This is a genomic window from Streptomyces sp. NPDC006711 (assembly GCF_042869775.1).
Lineage (GTDB): Bacteria > Actinomycetota > Actinomycetes > Streptomycetales > Streptomycetaceae > Streptomyces.
Window position 1 is genome coordinate 1 of the sequence record NZ_JBIAGO010000009.1, and the last position, 16,938, is coordinate 16,938.

A 16,938-nucleotide genomic window follows, 5' to 3' on the forward strand; every position below is an offset into this window, starting at 1 on the left:
AGCTCCGCTATCGAGACGCTCCGGCGCCTTGCGATGCACCGCACCAGACGCCGCGCCCTGACCGACCCTGATCCACCAGACACCCCCTAGCCCCGACCCCCCGGGAGGGACCACATGACGTCACGCAGGACCGTGCGGATCGCCATGAACGGCGTCACCGGACGCATGGGTTACCGCCAGCACCTCGTACGCTCCCTCCTCGCCCTGCGCGACCAGGGCGGCCTGGATCTCGGCGACGGCACCACGCTGTGGCCCGAACCGGTCCTGGTCGGCCGGCGCGACCACGCGCTCAAGGCGATGGCCGACCGGCACGGCCTGACCGAGTGGTCCACCGACCTCGACGCGGTCCTCGCCGACCCGGGCGTCGACATCTACTTCGACGCCCAGGTGACGTCCGCCCGCGAGGAGGCGATCGGCAAGGCCATCGCGGCGGGCAAGCACATCTACACCGAGAAGCCCACCGCGACGGGCCTCGCGGGCGCGCTGTACCTGGCCCGGCGGGCCCGCGCGGCCGGCGTCAAGCACGGCGTGGTGCAGGACAAGCTGTTCCTGCCGGGCCTGCTCAAGCTGAAGCGCCTGCTGGACGGCGGTTTCTTCGGCCAAGTGCTTTCCGTGCGGGGCGAGTTCGGCTACTGGGTCTTCGAGGGGGACTGGCAGAGCGCGCAGCGCCCGTCGTGGAACTACCGGCGCGACGACGGCGGCGGCATCGTCGTGGACATGTTCCCGCACTGGGAGTACGTCCTGCACGAGCTGTTCGGCCGGGTCACCTCCGTCACCGCGCAGACCGCCACCCACATCCCGAGGCGCTGGGACGAGCGGGGCGAGCCGTACGCGGCGACCGCCGACGACGCGGCGTACGGGATCTTCCAGCTGGAGGGCGGCGTGATCGCCCAGATCAACTCCTCGTGGGCGGTCCGCGTCCACCGCGACGAACTCGTGGAGTTCCAGGTGGACGGAACGGAGGGCTCGGCCGTCGCCGGGCTGCGCGACTGCCGTGTGCAGCACCGGAGTTCGACACCGAAACCGGTGTGGAACCCCGATCTGCCCGCCACCGAGCCGTTCCGCGCGCAGTGGCAGGAGGTGCCGGACAACGCCACGTTCGACAACGGGTTCAAGGCGCAGTGGGAGCTGTTCCTGCGCCACGTCGCGCTGGACGAGCCCTACCACTGGGACCTGCTGGCGGGCGCGCGCGGCGTGCAGCTCGCGGAGCTCGGCCTGCGCTCCTGCGCCGAGGGCCGCCGCCTCGACGTGCCAAAGATCGCGCTGTGAGCCTCCTGCTGCCGGGCCCCTCCGGCACGACCAGGCGTTACGAGCCCCGCGCCGACCCGCTCGCGCTCGCGCCGGGGCCGCCCGCCCGCTCCCGTACGGTCTTCGCGGCCGCGCACGTAGTGGCCGACCCCCGCGCGGACCTCTCGCCCGGCGCGCCCGCCGCCGTCGACTGGGACGCCACGCTCGCCTTCCGCCGCCATCTGTGGTCGCACGGCCTCGGCGTCGCTGAGGCCATGGACACCGCGCAGCGCGGCATGGGCCTGGACTGGCCGACGGCAGCCGAGCTGATCCGCCGAAGTGCGTTGGAAGCGGCGGCGGTTGGCGGACGCATCGCGTGCGGGGCCGGCACAGACCAGCTCGGCACCGATCAGCTCGGCTCCGGCGGGCTCGCCGAGGTGCGGGCGGCGTACGAGGACCAGCTCGCGCACGTCGAGGGCGCCGGGGCGCAGCCGATCCTGATGGCGTCGCGCGCCCTCGCGGCGGCGGCCCGTGACGCCGAGGACTACCTCGCGGTGTACGGGCACCTGCTGCGCCAGGCCTCCGCGCCCGTGATCCTGCACTGGCTCGGCCCGATGTTCGACCCGGCACTCGACGGCTACTGGGGCTCGTCCGACCTGGACGCCGCCACCGACACCTTCCTCGATGTCATCGCCGCCCACCCCGACAAGGTCGACGGCGTCAAGGTGTCCCTCCTGGACGCCCGTCGCGAGGTGGAGCTGCGGCGTCGCCTTCCTGAGGGCGTACGGTGCTACACGGGCGACGACTTCCACTATCCCGAGCTGATCGCGGGCGACGAACAGGGCTTCAGCCACGCCCTGTTGGGAGTTTTCGACCCGCTCGGACCGCTGGCGGCCGGGGCGGTACGCCTGCTCGACGAGGGCGACCCCGACGCCTTCCGCGCCGCCCTCGACCCGACGGTCGCGCTGGCCCGCCACCTCTTCGAGCCGCCGACCCGCTTCTACAAGACAGGCGTGGTGTTCCTCGCGTGGCTCGCGGGGCACCAGACGCACTTCACGATGGTCGGCGGCCTCCAGTCGGCCCGCTCGCTGCCGCATCTGGCGCGGGCGTACGAGCTGGCGGACGGCCTAGGCCTCTTCCCCGACCCCGGGCGGGCGGAGTCCCGCATGCGGTCCTTCCTCACGGTGTACGGAGTTGCCCAGTGACCATCTCGGCGCGGTTCAGCATCAACCAGATGACGGTGCGCCAGCTCTCGCTGCCGGATCTCGCCGAGGCGTGTGTACGGCTCGGGGTGCGCGGGGTTGGCCTGTGGCGCGAACCAGTCGCCTCCTACGGTCTCGACGCGGCGTCAAAACTGTTCCGCGACAAGGGACTTGAGGTGACCTCCCTGTGCCGGGGCGGCTTCCTCACGGCGATCGAACCGGGTGCGCGGGCGGCGGCGATCGACGACAACCGGGCCGCCATCGACGAGGCGGCGGCGCTCGGCACGGACACGCTGGTACTGGTGTCGGGCGGGCTGCCACCCGGGTCCAAGGACCTGGTGGGCGCGCGGGAGCGGGTCGCCGACGCGCTCTCCTCGCTCGCGCCGTACGCGGCGGCGCGGGGGGTGCGGCTCGCCATCGAGCCGCTGCATCCGATGTTCGCGTCGGACCGGTGCGTGGTGTCCACGCTCGGTCAGGCGCTGGGGATCGCGGAGCGGTTTCCGGCGGCGGAGGTGGGGGTGGTGGTCGACACGTACCACGTGTGGTGGGACGAGACGGCGCCGGCGGCGGTGGCCCGGGCGGGCTCGGCGGGGCGCATCCACGCCTTTCAGCTGGCGGACTGGGTCACGCCCCTGCCGGCGGGGGTCCTGAACGGGCGGGGACAGCTGGGAGAGGGCGCGGTGGATCTGGCCGGGTGGTGCGGGTTGCTGAAGGAGGCGGGGTACGCGGGCCCGGTGGAGGTGGAACTCTTCAACGAGACGCTGTGGACGGAAGACGGCGTGACCCTCCTGACCGACACGGCCCACCGCGCGACCCAGCTCTTGAGTCCTCGGGAATGAATCTCAGGACCTCGTGGCTGTCGATCAAGCCGGGATGATCACAGCTGCCCGGTTCCGCGTGTGCGATGTGAGGGAGTGCCACCAGTATGTCCGTTACCCAGCCTGCCACCGAGCGCGTGCGTGTCTCCGCAGAACCCGACTGGTACGAGTCGGCCGGCATATCGCTCGGCGTCCGGGTCGGGAACCTGGTCTTCACCTCGGGGCAGGCGCCGATTGACGCCCAGGGAGCCACGGTCGGCGCCGGGGACTTCGAGACGCAAGCCCGTCAGTCGCTCGCGAATCTGTCGACGGTCCTGACCAACGCGGGCTCCAGCCTCGCTGACGTAGTCAAGGCGACCGTGTTCGTCACCGACATCGGGCAGCAGGACATCTTCTCCAGGTTGCGCGCGGAACACTTCCCGCACAAGCCGCACCTCGCGGAGTCGTTCGTCGAGGTCTCCTCCCTCGCCAACCCTGAGTGGATGATCGAGATTGAGGCCATCGGACTCGTCCGGTGAGGCCGGGGAATTCCAGGCTCCTGGGCGGGTCCAGGAACCGGGCCGCAGGCGATTTGCTGTGACGGTCACGGTGCCGTGAAAGATGCGGCCCTCTTGCCGAAGCCGGCAGGCCGGCCGCCCTTGCGCCCGGGCGCCGGCGGTTGGCCCACTGGCTTCTTCGGTTTCGTGGATGGCGTGCGTGCGACGCGAGAAGTACGCCTTGTCGCCGCCGAGATGATCGGCCCACGTGCGCGGGTGTCCGCGAGCCGTGGCGGTTTCGCACGAGCCCCGGCGGCGTCCTGCCGAGCCCGACAGGAGCCCGAGCCGACGCTCACCATCACATAGAGCCGCGAGAAGCCCAACCCCCACAAGGGGCGCGAGGAACGGCGCGAAAAGCCCCCACAAACCCGCACCCGAAAACCGAACCCCTTAAGGGGCGCGAGGAACTGCGCGACCAGCCACCCACAAACCCGCACCCGAAAACCGAAGCCCTTAAGGGGCGCGGGGAACTGCGCGACCAGCCACCCACCAAACCCGCACCCGAAAACCAAACTCTGAAGGGGCGCGAGGAACTGCGCGAAAAGCCTCCACAACCCGCACCGGACAGCCGGACCCTTCAAGGGGCGCGGGGAACTGCGCAACCGACCACCCCCCGCGCCGCACGGCCCCCCGCACGGAGTGCTACGCTGCAAACAGCACGTATGCACGCCCCCTCTTCACGGCGTCCGTGCTGATTCCCTCCCGGCGCCCCCTCCAGCGCGGCGCCCCAGTTCCCCTCCCGGCCACGGCACGGCACGGCCCACCCGGATCCCTGCGGACACCTCCGGATTCCCATCCGGACGTCAACCCATCGGACCCGTCCCGGCATTCAACCGTGCTGTACGGCCCGGACTTCTCCTGCGCCCGTCGCGCGAAGGGACCCTCCTGTGCTGAGCACGCTCGAACACCCCACACCCACCACACCCACCACACCCACCCACTCCGACCGCACCGCCCAGACCCCGCTCGCCGGAGTCCTCGCCGGAGTCCTCGACCTCGCGGGCGGCCACGGCACGCTCCGGACCACCGGGTACGCCCCGGCCCCGAAGGACGCGAAGTTCCCGACGTCCCTCATCCGCCAACACGGCCTGCGCAAGGGCGACTTCGTAGAATGCGAGGGCCCCGCGCCGGAGCGGGTCGTGCGGGTCAACGGCCGCCCGGTCCAGGCCCTGCGCGGACGCCCGCACTTCGCCGACCTCACCCCGCTGCACCCACGCGAACGGCTGCGCCTGGAAACCCGCCCGGACCGGCTCACGGGCCGCGTCGTCGACCTCGTCGCCCCCGTCGGCAAGGGGCAGCGCGGCCTGATCGTCGCCCCGCCGAAGACCGGAAAGACCGCCCTGCTCAAGGAGTTGGCGCAGGCGGTCACCGAGAACCACCCCGAGTGCCATCTGATGGTGCTCCTCATCGACGAACGCCCCGAGGAAGTCACCGACATGCGACGCTCGGTCCACGGCGAGGTGCTGGCCTCGACGTTCGACCGGCCGCCGAAGGAGCACATCGCCCTCGCCGAACTCGCCCTCGAACGGGCCAAGCGCCTGGTCGAGCAGGGCCGTGACGTCGTCGTACTCATGGACTCGCTCACCCGTCTGTGCCGCGCGCACAACAACGCGGCCGGTCCCGGCGGGCGCACCCTCAGCGGTGGGGTCGACGCGGCCGCGCTGCTCGGCCCCAAGCGGATGTTCGGTGCCGCGCGGCTCACCGAGGAGGCCGGCTCGCTCACCATCCTCGCGACCGCCCTGGTCGACACCGGTTCACGCGCCGACGACTACTTCTTCGAAGAACTCAAGAGCACCGGCAACATGGAGCTGCGCCTGGCCCGCACCCTCGCGGACCGGCGCCTGTTCCCGGCGGTCGACATCACCCCGTCCGGCACCCGCCGGGAGGAACTGATCCTCGGGCAGGCCGAGTTGGGCGACACGCGAGCACTGCGCAGGGCGCTCCACCACCAGGACGCGTACGGCGCCCTGGACGCGCTGCTCACCAAGATGCGGCAGGCACCGGACAACGCGGCCTTCCTGCGACAGATCCGCCTGACCGCGTGACGCGCGCGGGCTTCCCCGCCCGGCCCCCGCACGCATCTCGCGCCCGGGCCGGACGGAGGAACCCGGGTTTAGGGGTGCGCGGAACTGCGCAAGCAGCCAACGCACGGCGTCAGCGTCGCCACCACCACCGATGACGACGCAGCCCACATCACCGCACCCCCCGACAGGAACCCGCATGAAGCTCGCCCTCTCCACCCTGGGCCTCCCCGGCATCCCCCTCCCCGCCGTCGTGGATCTGGCCGCCCAAGCCGGCTACCACGGCGTGGAACTCCGTACGCACCCCGAGGAGCCTGTCCACCCCGCCCTGGACGCCGCGCAGCGCAAGGCCGTGGCCCGCCAGTTCGAGGCGGCGGGCCTCGACATCCTCGCCCTAGCCACGTACGCCCGGGTCGCGGACCCCGACGACACCACGGATCTCACCCAACTCATCGAGCTGGCAAGCGATCTGGGCGCGCGGTACATCCGCGTCTTCCCCGGCGGCGCCGGAAAGAACACCCCGGCCGCGGACATCCGGGCCGAGGACGACATCGCCGTACGCCGCCTCTCGGAAGTCGCCCCCCTCGCCCACCACAACGGTGTCCGCGTCCTCCTGGAGACCCACGACTCCCACCGCACCGGCAGAGCCACCGCCCGCGTCCTGGACCGCGTGGACCACGACGGCGTGGGTGCGCTCTGGGACGTCATGCACACCTGGCTCGGCGGCGAGACCCCGGCGGAGTCCTTCACCCACCTCTCGCCCCACCTCGGCTACACCCAGGTCAAGGACATCGCCTCCGCCGAGGACACCACCCCGCTCCCCCTGGGCGCCGGCGTACTCCCCCTGGCCGCCTGCCTCGCCCCGCTCCCGCCGGACGGCTGGCTGTGCTGGGAGTACGAAAAGCGCTGGTACCCCCGAGCCGCCCCCCTCCCCGCCCTCCTCCAGCCGGCCCACACCTACCTGACCCGGCTGACCGCGACGGAAGCGTAAGACGAGCCCTTTCCCATGCCGCCCCGCCCGACAGGTCAGACGTCCAGGTCGTCCGAGGCGTCCGCGTCGTACAGTCTTGCGTCCAGATCACTGACCCAAGCGTTCGCCCAGCCACGCAGAACGGACAGTTGCTCGGGACCGAGACCGTAGTCGTAGTAGTCCTCGTCGTCCCACCATTCGGCACCGGACAAGCGGTCGCGGAGCTCTTGGAGACTGAACTCGAAGCGGGCGTGCCGTCGGCCAAGGCTTTCCAGTTCGGCGGTGGTGCGGTGACGCGAAGCGGCGTGGACGTCGATCAGGTCCCTGACCGCGCCCCGGTCCGCGAGCGCGCGGACCTTGGTACCGATCACATCGTCGAGGGCGAGAACCGGTCCGTGTTCGGTGACGACCGGGGGTGCCCAGAACGCCTCCTTGAGGATGTCCACCTCGCACTCCTCGCCCGTCAGGTGGTCGGTCGCGATGAGACGGCCGGACAGGGCTCCCGTCTCGTTCGGCGACAGGCGCGGGGTTCTCGGTCGCCACGTCGAAGTCCTGACTGAGCCGGTCGACCAGGCCGTGCGCCTGAACGGCATACCCGCCGGTGATGACCAGCGGGTAGGGACTGCCGATGGAGAGGACGTCGGCCAGAAGGCGGCGGTGCAGATCGCTCAGGTTCACGCGGCCCGCACACTCCGAGCGGCGGCGAGCTCAGGAAACGCGGCTTCCCAGGCGTGACGGACCGGTCGGCCGATGAGCGTCCGCAGGACGGGCCACTGCGCGATGAGCAGATCCCGGTGGAGAAAGTCGATCAGGTCCTGGCGCTGCCCCTCGGCGAGGACCGTGCGGTACAGGCTCATCCGGGACTTGGGTCCAGCCAGACTGTAGGTGCTGCGGCCCGACCAGACCACATGCAGCGGCAGCTCCACCACGCCGCTGCTCGGGCCCGCAAGGTCCTCCAGCCGGGCAGGCAGCCGCTCGGCGTACTGCGCGCACAACAACTCGAACGCGTTCGCCACCGGGAGACGGGAGGGCACCTCAGCCATGGGCCCAGTATGGACCGCCGCAGCGGGGCGGACACCACGACCCGTCCGTGCCGGTGCTCTCCTCCGGCCAGCCGGGAACAGCACCCAAGCAGGCCACACCTACCTGACCCGGCTGACCGCCTCCACGGGCTGAGCGCGTGGGCGTGGCGCCGCAGGCGCCGCCGATCGCCGGGGCAGGGACGTCAGGGCCACGCCGCCCACCAGGAGGGCCGCCGCGCACCAGCGCGGGGCCGTCACCGGTTCGCCCAGGAGCAGGGCCGCCGACGACATGCCGAAGACCGGCACCAGGAGGCTGAAGGGTGCCACCGACGACGCCGGGTAGCGGCGCAGCAGCATCCCCCACGCGCCGAACCCGAACACCGTGCTGATCCACGCCACGTACACCAGCGCCCCCGCCCCGCTCCAGTCGAACCCGGCCAGCGCGTCCGCGTCGCGTGCCGGGCCCTCGAAGAGGAGGGAGAGGCCGAGCAGCGGGAGTACGGGGACGACGGACACCCACACCATGAAGTTGAGGGCGTCCGGCGGGGCCGCCTTGCGGGTCAGGACGTTCGACACGCCCCAGCACGCCGCCGCGCCCACCGTCAGCGAGAACCCGAGCAGCGGCCCGCTCGTGCCCTCGTCCACGCCCGCCACCACGATCCCCGCGAGCGCCACGCCCATCCCCAACAGCCGTACGCCGACGATCCGTTCGCCCAGGACGGCCGTCGCCACCACCGCCGTGAACACCGCCTGCACCTGGAGGACCAGCGAGGACAGGCCCGCCGGCATCCCCTGGCTCATGCCGATGAACAGCAGCCCGAACTTCGCCACCCCGAGCACAAGACCCACCGCCACGATCCACTTCCAGGCGACCTTGGGCCGCCCCACGAAGAACACGGCGGGCAGCGCGGCGACCAGGAAGCGCAGGGCGGAGAAGAGCAGCGGCGGGAAATGGCCGAGCCCCACGTCGATGACGACGAAGTTCACCCCCCAGACGGCGGTGACGAGGACGGCGAGCAGGATGTGTACGGGACGCATGCGTCGAGGATCACCGGCGCCGACCCTTCAGCACCAGCGCGGTTTAATTGATGGTGGGATGAAGCATCCCTTAATCCGGGCCCCGGTAATCCAGGTCCCGGCCACCCGGACCCAGGAAATGCAGGCCCCGGCCACCCGGGCCCCGGCCCAACCCGCCCGCCCGTCCACCCCAGTGAGGCCCCGTGCTCGATCTCGCCCGGCTGCGCGCGCTGCACGCGGTCCACGTCCACGGTTCCGTCGCCGCCGCTGCCGCCGCGCTCGGCTACACCCCCTCCGCGATCTCCCAGCAGATCACCAAGCTGGAACGCGAGACCCGTACCACCCTGCTCGAACGCAAGGGCCGGGGCATCGCCCTCACCGAGGACGCCCTCCAACTGGCGTCGGCGGCGCAGGAGTTGCTGGCCATCGTCGAGCGTACGGAGACCACGCTCGAAGAGCGGCGCGGACAGCCCACCGGCGTCCTGAGTGTCGGCGCGTTCGCCACCGCCGCGCGCGGTCTGCTCCCCGCCGCGCTCGCCGCCCTCGCCCGCGAACACCCCGCCCTGCAAACCCGGTTGTCCGAAGTCGATCCGCACCTTTCCGTCGACCTCGTCGCCAAGGGTCTCATCGACCTGGCCGTCGCCCACGACTGGGACATCGCCCCGCTGCCCGCCCCCGACGGCGTCCAGCACGCGCCCATCGGCGACGACCACTGCGACATCCTGGTCCCGGCCGGCCATCCCCTCGCCGCCCGCCCCGTCATCCGCCGCGCCGACCTCGCCCACGAACCCTGGATCTGCCAGCCGCCCGGCTCGGTCTGTCACGACTGGCTCGTCCGCACCCTGCGTGCCGACGGCCACGAGCCCGATCTGCGTCACCAGGCGGTCGAGTACCACACCCAACTCGCCCTGGTGCAAGCCGGGTTGGGCGTGGCGCTCGTGCCGCGTCTGGGCCGGGGCCCGCTCCCCGAGGGCGTCGTCGCCCTGCCCCTCACCCCCGTACCGACCCGCCGCCTGTACGCCCTGTGGCGCACCGGCGCGGCCCGCCGCCCCGCGATCAAGGCGGCGGTCCAGGCGCTGCGCGACGCGTGGACCGCCCAGGCGGATGCATCCGGCCCGGCACCCGAGCCGGGTGCGCCCCGCCCGGCGCGCTGACCACCCGCCCCCGAACGGAACGCTCCCCCTCACCCCTCGGACGCCCCCGCCGCCCCCGCCTCCGTCTCCCTCGCCCATCGCCTGCTCCACGCGTCCAGCGGGCTCAGCGCCTCAACGAGGTCACGGCCGAGCCGGGTCAGGTGGTAGGCGGCGCCGTCCAGGGTGAGCAGTCCGGCCTCGGTCAGCTCGGTGATCCGGGTGCTCAGCACGCTGGAGGACATCTGCCCGCACCGCCGCTGCAACTCCCGGAATCCTGCCGGGCTTTGGCTCAGCTCCCACAGCACGCGCATCGCCCAGCGCCGGCCGAGCAGGTCGAGAGCGGCCATGATCGGACGCCCCGAGGCGGACCCCCGCACCGGCACACCGGGCCGAGGAGTTCTGGCTTCCATGCGTACTCCTTGCTGGAGGTGCTAGAGATCGCGCGGCTGGGCGGCGGGCGGGCTTACGGGGGCGGCCGCTCGCAGGGCGGCGGTCAGGTAGCGGTGAACGGTGTCCAGTTCACCGGGGGTGAAGTCCTCGGCCGCGTCGACCAGGTCGGTGATGAGCGCGCCGAAGAAGGACCAGCCCAGCTCCACGGCCGCCCGCTCAACCGACAGCAGGACGCGTCGCCGGTCGTTCTCATCGCGCCCGCGACGGACGAGCCCCAGGCGCTCCAGCCGGTCGAGCAGGGCGGTAGTGCCCGCCGAGTTGAGCCGCAGCGCCGCGCCGAGCCGGCCCGGCGTGACATCGGCGCCCGCCCGGTCGGCGTCGAGCAGGTGGATGAGGGCCCGCAGATCGGTGGGGTGCAGGCCGTTTCGCGCGGCGAACTCCGCGCCGCGCAGATCGAATTCCACGGTCACCGCGCGCAGCAGATGGACCAGCCGCATCGCGGGGTTGTCGGCATCACTCACCGGGCTAGTATCTCGCCGAGCGAGAGAATTGGCCAACGAGATCAACGAGATGGTTCCCCGGAGGGGTTCACCGTGTCCTCATCCCCAGAGTTCTTCGCGGCCTACGACGCGCTGCTCGCCCGGTGGCCCACGGGCACCACCGAGATCGACGTTCCCACCCCGTACGGCGCCACCCGCGTCCACGCCTACGGCCCGGCCGGGGCCACCCCCGTCCTCCTCCTGCACGGCGGCGGTTCCACCGGCGCGGTCTGGTTCGCGAATGCCTCAGCGCTCGGCGCGCACCACCGGGTGCTGGCCGTCGACATCCTCGGCGACGCCGGACGCAGCGTCCCCGGCGGGCGCCCGCTGCGCACCACCACCGACCTGATGGCCTGGCTGGACGCGCTGCTCGACGGTCTCGGCGTGTCCCGCACGCATCTGCTGGGCCATTCCTACGGCGGCTGGATGGCCCTCACCTACGCCCTGCACGCCCCAGAGCGGGTCGATCGGCTGGTCCTGCTCGACCCGACCCAGTGCTTCGCCAACTTCCGCCCGGGTTTCCTGCTGCGCTCGCTGCCGCTCCTGCTCCGCCCGACCCGGGCCCGCGCGGCCGCCTACCTGGACCGTGAGACGGCGGGCACGCACACCGACCCGGGCTGGAAGCGGCTCTACGCCCTGGCGGTCTCGGGCTTCGCGAACCGGAAACCGGTCATCGGCCGCCGCCCGGACCCCACGGCGCTGAGCGTCCCGCTCCTGGTCCTCCTCGCCGGCCGCAGCGACGCCCATGACGCCGCGAAAGTCGCGGTCCGCGCCCGCAGGGCCGTACCGGCCGCCCGGATCGACATCCTCCCCGACCTCACCCACTTCGCCATGCCCACGGCCGCGCCCGAGCAGACGAACCGCCGGATCACCGACTTCCTGGCGTACGACAACCCCGGCACGCAAACCGCCCCGGGCGCGGATTGAGGAGGAGCGTCCCTGCGCGCCTACACCCACGACCTCTTGCCACGCACTCCTTGCGCTTCGGCTTTCGAAGCGCCATAGTGATGCGAAAATCGAAGCAGGAGGCATCGTCTCGCATGTCGCGCATCGAACCGCTCCACCCGCCGTACGACCCCGCTGTCGACCAGGCGCTCCGCCGCTGGATGCCGCCCGGCGCCCCGTACGAGCCGATCACCCTGTTCCGGGTCCTGCACCGCAACCCCGAACTCGCTTCCCGCATGTTCGCCCTGGGCTCCGGCCTGCTGGGGCACGGGCTGCTCCCCGCCGCCGACCGCGAGATCGTCATCGCCCGGGCGACCGCGCGCGCCGGCTGCGGCTACGAATGGGGCGTCCACGCGGCGTCCCTCGCCCGGGAGGCCGGACTCACCCCGAGGCAGCTCAAGGCGACCACCGACCCCGACCCCGCGGCGGACGTCACCTGGCTGCCGCGCCACGTGGCCCTGCTCGGCGCGGTCGACGAACTGCACGAGACCGCGCGCCTCTCGCAACCCGCGTGGGACGCCCTGCGCGCCCACTACGAGGACGCGCAGCTGCTCGAACTCCTCGTGCTGGCCGGCTGGTACCGGACCATCAGCTACCTGGCCAACGGGCTCGACCTCCCGGCAGAGCCCTGGGGTACGCCGTTCCCGTCCCGGTGACCCCCCTGCGGGTCAGGCGCCCAACGCCTCCCCCTTGACCGCGTCCACGAACGACGTCCAAGCGCCGGTCCCGAACACGACGGCGGGCCCGGTCGGATTCTTACTGTCCCGCACGGGCACGCAGGCGGCGCAGGAGTCGCTGAACTCCAGGCACTCCCCGCTGCTACCGCCGCTATAGGACGACTTACGCCAGGTCGCGTACGCGTCGTTCACTTCGAGGCAACTGCCCTCATTCGCGCCGCTGTAGCTGGACTTGCGCCAGTTCGACAGTGCGGAGGCATCGGCGATGACGTACTTAGTGCGCTTCATGCTCGTAATCCTCTGCGACAGACCTTATTAGTGCCAGCGACTGCTGATGCGGCAGCGCGTCCCCCAGGGCAAGATCGTATGCCGAGAGGCACTGCTGCACCACAGATCGGAGCTCCCAGAGCTTGCCCGTTCGCCACCCCTCTACGTAGACGACTGGGGGCAACTCTTCGAACCACATCAACGAGACCATCCCCTCCATCATCGAGTGCGCCCCGGCCCCGAACGGGAGTACGTGCAGCCGGATACGCCGACGCTCACCCAGTTCTGCGAGGTGCCTCAACTGGTCCGCCATGATGGCCGGGCCGCCTACGCGACGCCGGAGCACGGCCTCATTGAGCATGGCCCACATGACAGGCAACTTGGCGTCGTCGAGGATGCGGGAACGATCAAGGCGCGTTACTAGTGCCTTGTCACATTCCTCGTCCGTCATAGGCGGGAAGCGAGTCTGGAACACGGCACGGGCGTAAGCCTCAGTCTGTAGAACTCCGGGCACCAACTCGGGAGCGTACTCACGGATGATCGTCGCCTGCCCCTCGAACATCTTGGCCGCCTCGAAGTGTTCCGCGACCTTGCGTCCATCGAGCGTCGGCAGGAAGCGCTCGAAGAACCCGTTCGCGCCCAGGACCTGGTCAAGGCGGCGCGCGTCCTCCGGGGAGGGTCGCCTCCGTCCAGCCTCAATATGCGCAATGTACGAGCGTGACATATGCGCCAGTGCGCCCAACTCCTCCTGGGTCAGGCCTGCTTCTTCGCGGCGGCGTCGCAGCTCCTCCCCGTAGCTCGTGCGGGATTCGGGATTGTCCTCGATCGCCACGCTCAACTCCCAGCCGTGTCAGCTGCATTGACACCACGTACCCCCTGGCCAGCGTAGCCAGGGCGACCCCACGCTGTGAGCGGAACACCACACACAGTGAGAGGCAGTCGCATGGCAGCGCACGGCGTGGGGGCGTACGTCGCCCACACAGGGACCGACGTGTACGGGCCCGGCAAGGTGATCGGCGTGGACGGCGAGTGGCGGCGGGTCCGGTTCGTCTACTTCGTCGCCTCCATCGCCGTACGGGACCTGCGGACCGCCTCCGCACAGGAGGAAGAGGAGGTGACCGCGTGGCTGATGGAGAAGGCCGTCCGGCATGGGGGCAACTGGTAGCCGGCTTCCCGCTGGCGCTGCGGGTGACGCACGACGGGGGCCGGACCTGGCAGCCGTACGTCATGCCCCGCCCGTCCGCGTGGGCCGGGCTGTCCCATCCGCGTACGCCCGAGGGCTCAGGGGGTGAGAGCGCGCGGGACCGCTGGGGGGACCCATGTCCGGGCTCGGAGCGCGACGCCCCGGATCCGGCTACGTGATCAGGTTCTCCAGGAACGCCGGGGCGGCGTCGGGCGGTTGAAACGGTCCGGGGCGCGGAGTGACCACTCGCGGTGGTCGTCGTTCACGGGCATGTGAAGACGACCAAGATGATCCGTGCGATCGCCGCCGTTTGCCTGACGGTGGCCGCCACGGCGGGCGCGGCTCCCTCGCACACCGGTTCCGTAGCGCCTGCCGTTCGGCGGGCCGCCGATGCGACCTGCACCCCGGAGACGGACAGCTACAGTTCCGACCGATGGACCTCGGCGCGTTGGAAGGCCTGTCTCAGCACCTACGGCGGGCCCCACGGTTCCTTCCAGGCGAAGTGCTGGGGAGGGCAGGCCATCGGCTGGAGCCAGAAGAACTGCCGTGTCTCCGGGCGGTTCGAGATTCGGGACGGGCAGAGAAAAGTGGTGAAGAGCGGTGGTTTCGGCCTGTCCTACAGCGGGCTGATCGACGAGCCCACTGTCACCACCAACGCGTTCCGCTTCACCTGTGAGGGGAGGGCTCACGGTCAGTTCACCTTCAAGACCTTCGGCACCAAGGCAAAATTGAGCGGGGACTACAGCCACTACGAGGCCGCCAAAATCCCCGACGCCACAGTCACCCACCCCATGTGCTGAACCAGCCACCGCGCACCCGGTCCAGGGGGATGTACTGACCGGCGCCTCCCCCCACCCCTCTCCTTCGCGAAACCCGCCGGGGGTGCACGGCTCCCGGTGCTGCGTGCGCGGGGAGCCGCGCGGGGTTGTGCGCGGTGGAGCCGGGTGGGGGGGCGTCCCAGGTCAGGGGCGCAGAGCGGGCTCCTTCGTCAGGGCCGGGGCGTCCAGCTTCGCGTCGAAGGGGGCCGGCTTCGACGCGTTCGCGTTCAGGCCCGCCCAGCGGAGAATGGCGGCCGTGGCCGAGGACTTCTGCGCCGACGGGAGCAGGGCGACCTTCGAGCCGTGGTTGCCGCCCGGCACGGTGTAGACGTAGGAGTCACGTGCCCCCGCCCCGAGGGAGAACCGCTCGGCGCCCCACGGGTCGTTCTGCCCGTACACGTACAGCATGTGGTCCGCGTGGTGCTTGACCCACGTGTCGACGTCCCGCATCGCCCACGGCTGGAACCGCATGGGGATGTCGCGCGGCACGAAGTTGCGCGGCGGCTGGTACCCGTACCGGCTCAGCTTGCCCAGCCACGGCTGCTTGATCGTGGGCGAGCCCAGCTGCGTACCGGCCTGGTAGTAGTACGCCGTGTAGGGCGCGAGACCCTGGTCGGTGTAGAAGGAGAACCCGGAGATCGTATCGATGGAGTCCCAGATCGCCTGGTCGCCCGCGTGCGCCGCGTCCGCCGGGATCGTGGCGCACTCGGCGAGCAGGTGGTACTGCCAGAAGCCCCATACGTAGTCGAGGACGACCGCCTCGTACGCCTTGTCGAGCGAGCCGATGGTCTTGAAGGTGTAGCCGTTCGCCGCCGCGTACGCCTGGTACTTCTTCTCCAGGGGCCCGCGTCGCACCAGTGCCTCGCGCTGGACGCCCGCGAGCTTGTCGCGGCATTCCTTGGTGCCGACGTTCGCGAGGAACCGGTCGTAGGCCGAATCCTCGTTGTTGACCACGTCGTCGGGCGCGACGTACGCGACGACGCCGTCCATGTCGCGGGGGTAGAACCGCTTGTAGTACGTGGCGGTCATGCCACCCTTGGACGCGCCGGTGGTCAGCCAGTTCTTGGCGTAGATCGGCTTGAGGGCCTTGAAGATGGCGTGCTGGTCGCTGGCCGCCTGCCAGATGTCGTCCTTGGACCAGTCGGCGGGCGTGGGCCGCGACTCGGGGAAGTAGCGGTACTCGACGGAGACCTGGTTGCCGTCGACGAGCTGCGTCGGCTCGCTGCGGCTGGGGGTGGTCGAGACGTCGTAGCCGCTGGTGTACATCACGGTGGGGCGGTCGGTGTCCTTGTGCAGCACGGTGATCCGCTGCTGGAACGTGGCGCGCCGGTACGGGTTGTGGTGGTCGACGGGCTGCGTGTAGTCCAGCACGAAGTAGCGGTAGCCGGCGTACGGCTTCTCCTGGATGAGGCTCATCCCGGGTATCGCCAGGATGCGGTCCTTGATGTCCGGCTCGGCGGCGGTGGCCGCCCCTGCCGTGGCCGCGGTCGCGGTCATCGTGCCTATCAGCACGACGAGCGACAGCAGCCATCTGAGCGCCTTGCGCATTCACACTCCCCTGTGGGGCCCCTGTGGGCTCAAAACGTGGCCCCGCGAACCTAACCGGGCCAACACCCGCCCCGCCAGACCCCGTTGACCTCGGAGTTCAGGTGCCCCTCGTGCCCTTCAGCAGACCCAGCCGGTCTGGGCGGAGCTGCCCGCTATCGCGCCGGTGGCGCGGACGCAGCGGCTGCCCACGTACACCGTGACCGGGCCGGCGCGCTGGGTGTAGAGGCCCGAGTCGCCGGCCGGGGCGCCGCCGCGTGCCTGGATCGTCACCGACATCTGGCGCCGGGCGCCCGCGCTGTCGGCGACGGTCACCGCGCAGGCGTACCCGTTGCCCTTGTACAGGCGCAGCTCCCCCGTGCTGAACCCGACCGTCTTCACGGGCCGGCCCGCGCAGGCGGCCGCCGCGTCCGCGCTGCCGCCGGGGCCGCACACGACCAGCCCGCCCGCCACCACGACCACGGCGGCCACGCCCCGGAGAAACCCCTTGCTCCCCGGCCCACTTCCTATCCCTCCGAACACGCTTGCATCCTTCCGTCGCTTGCGCGTATGTGGGGTGGGACGCGGGGGGGGTGGCTGGATGGTTCTCCGGGGGGGACGTGCGGTGGGGCTCGGCTCGGTTGTGCGG

General features: G+C 71.2%; 19 protein-coding genes and 1 pseudogene. 11 read left to right on the top strand and 9 right to left on the bottom strand.

Features of this window, described 5'->3' with window-relative positions; genetic code table 11:
- Window positions 1-114: 114 nt before the first annotated feature.
- The 6 genes from ACFYM2_RS19235 to ACFYM2_RS19260 all read left to right on the top strand — a co-directional run bounded on the left by ACFYM2_RS19235 (window position 115) and on the right by ACFYM2_RS19260 (window position 6,795).
- Window positions 115-1,269, top strand: a complete 1,155-nt coding sequence (locus ACFYM2_RS19235) for a Gfo/Idh/MocA family protein (protein ID WP_388837483.1) — start codon at window positions 115-117, stop codon at window positions 1,267-1,269.
- Complete coding sequence (locus ACFYM2_RS19240; RefSeq protein WP_388455409.1) at window positions 1,266-2,432, top strand: dihydrodipicolinate synthase family protein; 1,167 nt, start codon at window positions 1,266-1,268, stop codon at window positions 2,430-2,432. Before ACFYM2_RS19235 ends, ACFYM2_RS19240 begins: the two co-directional genes overlap by 4 nt.
- Before the next feature lie 29 nt (window positions 2,433-2,461).
- On the top strand, window positions 2,462-3,268 hold the full coding sequence (locus tag ACFYM2_RS19245; protein ID WP_388837829.1) for a sugar phosphate isomerase/epimerase family protein: 807 nt from the start codon (window positions 2,462-2,464) through the stop codon (window positions 3,266-3,268).
- 86 nt (window positions 3,269-3,354) lie between these two features.
- On the top strand, window positions 3,355-3,765 hold the full coding sequence (locus tag ACFYM2_RS19250; protein ID WP_358995012.1) for a RidA family protein: 411 nt from the start codon (window positions 3,355-3,357) through the stop codon (window positions 3,763-3,765).
- Between the two features lie 905 nt (window positions 3,766-4,670).
- Window positions 4,671-5,828 (top strand): transcription termination factor Rho, encoded by a 1,158-nt coding sequence (gene rho, locus ACFYM2_RS19255; RefSeq protein ID WP_388837486.1) that lies wholly within the window; start codon window positions 4,671-4,673, stop codon window positions 5,826-5,828.
- A 175-nt stretch (window positions 5,829-6,003) separates the two neighbouring features.
- Window positions 6,004-6,795 carry a sugar phosphate isomerase/epimerase family protein gene (locus ACFYM2_RS19260; protein WP_358995018.1) on the top strand — a complete coding sequence of 264 codons (792 nt, stop codon included), beginning with the start codon at window positions 6,004-6,006 and terminating at the stop codon, window positions 6,793-6,795.
- Window positions 6,796-6,830: 35 nt separating this feature from the next.
- On the opposite strand, the pseudogene ACFYM2_RS19265 reads toward ACFYM2_RS19260, so the two are convergent.
- The 3 genes and pseudogenes from ACFYM2_RS19265 to ACFYM2_RS19275 all read right to left on the bottom strand — a co-directional run bounded on the left by ACFYM2_RS19265 (window position 6,831) and on the right by ACFYM2_RS19275 (window position 8,834).
- Window positions 6,831-7,452, bottom strand: a pseudogene (locus ACFYM2_RS19265) (nucleotidyl transferase AbiEii/AbiGii toxin family protein).
- Entirely contained in the window at window positions 7,449-7,817 is a 369-nt protein-coding gene (locus tag ACFYM2_RS19270; RefSeq protein ID WP_358995021.1) for a hypothetical protein, read from the bottom strand. Before ACFYM2_RS19270 ends, ACFYM2_RS19265 begins: the two are co-directional and overlap by 4 nt.
- A gap of 99 nt (window positions 7,818-7,916) precedes the next feature.
- Window positions 7,917-8,834 (bottom strand): EamA family transporter, encoded by a 918-nt coding sequence (locus ACFYM2_RS19275; protein WP_388455413.1) that lies wholly within the window; start codon window positions 8,832-8,834, stop codon window positions 7,917-7,919.
- Between the two features lie 182 nt (window positions 8,835-9,016).
- On the opposite strand from ACFYM2_RS19275, the gene ACFYM2_RS19280 reads away from it, so the two are divergent.
- On the top strand, window positions 9,017-9,967 hold the full coding sequence (locus ACFYM2_RS19280; RefSeq protein WP_388837489.1) for a LysR family transcriptional regulator: 951 nt from the start codon (window positions 9,017-9,019) through the stop codon (window positions 9,965-9,967).
- A gap of 29 nt (window positions 9,968-9,996) precedes the next feature.
- Here the strand turns inward: ACFYM2_RS19280 and ACFYM2_RS19285 are convergent, their stop codons facing one another.
- Both ACFYM2_RS19285 and ACFYM2_RS19290 read right to left on the bottom strand, forming a co-directional pair.
- On the bottom strand, window positions 9,997-10,356 hold the full coding sequence (locus ACFYM2_RS19285; protein WP_358995029.1) for a helix-turn-helix domain-containing protein: 360 nt from the start codon (window positions 10,354-10,356) through the stop codon (window positions 9,997-9,999).
- Window positions 10,357-10,377: 21 nt separating this feature from the next.
- The gene (locus ACFYM2_RS19290; protein WP_388455726.1) at window positions 10,378-10,833 is read right to left on the bottom strand and encodes a MarR family winged helix-turn-helix transcriptional regulator; all 456 of its coding nucleotides are present in this window, start codon (window positions 10,831-10,833) and stop codon (window positions 10,378-10,380) included.
- 96 nt (window positions 10,834-10,929) lie between these two features.
- Between ACFYM2_RS19290 and ACFYM2_RS19295 the strand changes: the two genes are divergently transcribed.
- Both ACFYM2_RS19295 and ACFYM2_RS19300 read left to right on the top strand, forming a co-directional pair.
- Window positions 10,930-11,802 (top strand): alpha/beta fold hydrolase, encoded by an 873-nt coding sequence (locus tag ACFYM2_RS19295; protein WP_388837493.1) that lies wholly within the window; start codon window positions 10,930-10,932, stop codon window positions 11,800-11,802.
- 113 nt (window positions 11,803-11,915) lie between these two features.
- Window positions 11,916-12,476 carry a carboxymuconolactone decarboxylase family protein gene (locus ACFYM2_RS19300; protein ID WP_358995035.1) on the top strand — a complete coding sequence of 187 codons (561 nt, stop codon included), beginning with the start codon at window positions 11,916-11,918 and terminating at the stop codon, window positions 12,474-12,476.
- Window positions 12,477-12,488: 12 nt separating this feature from the next.
- Here ACFYM2_RS19300 and ACFYM2_RS19305 read toward each other — a convergent pair whose 3' ends face one another.
- Together ACFYM2_RS19305 and ACFYM2_RS19310 are read right to left on the bottom strand one after the other, a co-directional pair.
- Window positions 12,489-12,785: a DUF397 domain-containing protein gene (locus tag ACFYM2_RS19305; RefSeq protein WP_388837496.1), complete on the bottom strand. Its 297-nt coding sequence runs from the start codon at window positions 12,783-12,785 to the stop codon at window positions 12,489-12,491.
- Window positions 12,772-13,596: a Scr1 family TA system antitoxin-like transcriptional regulator gene (locus ACFYM2_RS19310; RefSeq protein WP_388837499.1), complete on the bottom strand. Its 825-nt coding sequence runs from the start codon at window positions 13,594-13,596 to the stop codon at window positions 12,772-12,774. The genes ACFYM2_RS19305 and ACFYM2_RS19310 overlap by 14 nt, the downstream gene beginning before the upstream one ends.
- 111 nt (window positions 13,597-13,707) lie before the next feature.
- Here ACFYM2_RS19310 and ACFYM2_RS19315 point away from each other — a divergent pair, with 111 nt between their 5' ends.
- Window positions 13,708-13,929, top strand: a complete 222-nt coding sequence (locus ACFYM2_RS19315) for a hypothetical protein (protein ID WP_388837502.1) — start codon at window positions 13,708-13,710, stop codon at window positions 13,927-13,929.
- Between the two features lie 290 nt (window positions 13,930-14,219).
- Window positions 14,220-14,747 (top strand): hypothetical protein, encoded by a 528-nt coding sequence (locus tag ACFYM2_RS19320; protein ID WP_358995047.1) that lies wholly within the window; start codon window positions 14,220-14,222, stop codon window positions 14,745-14,747.
- A gap of 162 nt (window positions 14,748-14,909) precedes the next feature.
- Here ACFYM2_RS19320 and ACFYM2_RS19325 read toward each other — a convergent pair whose 3' ends face one another.
- The gene (locus ACFYM2_RS19325; protein WP_388837505.1) at window positions 14,910-16,313 is read right to left on the bottom strand and encodes a S28 family serine protease; all 1,404 of its coding nucleotides are present in this window, start codon (window positions 16,311-16,313) and stop codon (window positions 14,910-14,912) included.
- Between the two features lie 117 nt (window positions 16,314-16,430).
- Window positions 16,431-16,781, bottom strand: a complete 351-nt coding sequence (locus tag ACFYM2_RS19330) for a hypothetical protein (protein ID WP_388837508.1) — start codon at window positions 16,779-16,781, stop codon at window positions 16,431-16,433.
- Window positions 16,782-16,938 lie beyond the last annotated feature (157 nt).

Coding starts and splice junctions, on each gene's coding strand:
- ACFYM2_RS19235 (WP_388837483.1), top strand. CDS start 115: ATGACGTCACGCAGGACCGTGCGGATCGCCATGAACGGCGTCACCGGA.
- ACFYM2_RS19245 (WP_388837829.1), top strand. CDS start 2,462: ATGACGGTGCGCCAGCTCTCGCTGCCGGATCTCGCCGAGGCGTGTGTA.
- ACFYM2_RS19250 (WP_358995012.1), top strand. CDS start 3,355: ATGTCCGTTACCCAGCCTGCCACCGAGCGCGTGCGTGTCTCCGCAGAA.
- ACFYM2_RS19260 (WP_358995018.1), top strand. CDS start 6,004: ATGAAGCTCGCCCTCTCCACCCTGGGCCTCCCCGGCATCCCCCTCCCC.
- ACFYM2_RS19270 (WP_358995021.1), bottom strand. CDS start 7,817: ATGGCTGAGGTGCCCTCCCGTCTCCCGGTGGCGAACGCGTTCGAGTTG.
- ACFYM2_RS19275 (WP_388455413.1), bottom strand. CDS start 8,834: ATGCGTCCCGTACACATCCTGCTCGCCGTCCTCGTCACCGCCGTCTGG.
- ACFYM2_RS19285 (WP_358995029.1), bottom strand. CDS start 10,356: ATGGAAGCCAGAACTCCTCGGCCCGGTGTGCCGGTGCGGGGGTCCGCC.
- ACFYM2_RS19290 (WP_388455726.1), bottom strand. CDS start 10,833: ATGCGGCTGGTCCATCTGCTGCGCGCGGTGACCGTGGAATTCGATCTG.
- ACFYM2_RS19300 (WP_358995035.1), top strand. CDS start 11,916: ATGTCGCGCATCGAACCGCTCCACCCGCCGTACGACCCCGCTGTCGAC.
- ACFYM2_RS19305 (WP_388837496.1), bottom strand. CDS start 12,785: ATGAAGCGCACTAAGTACGTCATCGCCGATGCCTCCGCACTGTCGAAC.
- ACFYM2_RS19315 (WP_388837502.1), top strand. CDS start 13,708: ATGGCAGCGCACGGCGTGGGGGCGTACGTCGCCCACACAGGGACCGAC.
- ACFYM2_RS19325 (WP_388837505.1), bottom strand. CDS start 16,313: ATGCGCAAGGCGCTCAGATGGCTGCTGTCGCTCGTCGTGCTGATAGGC.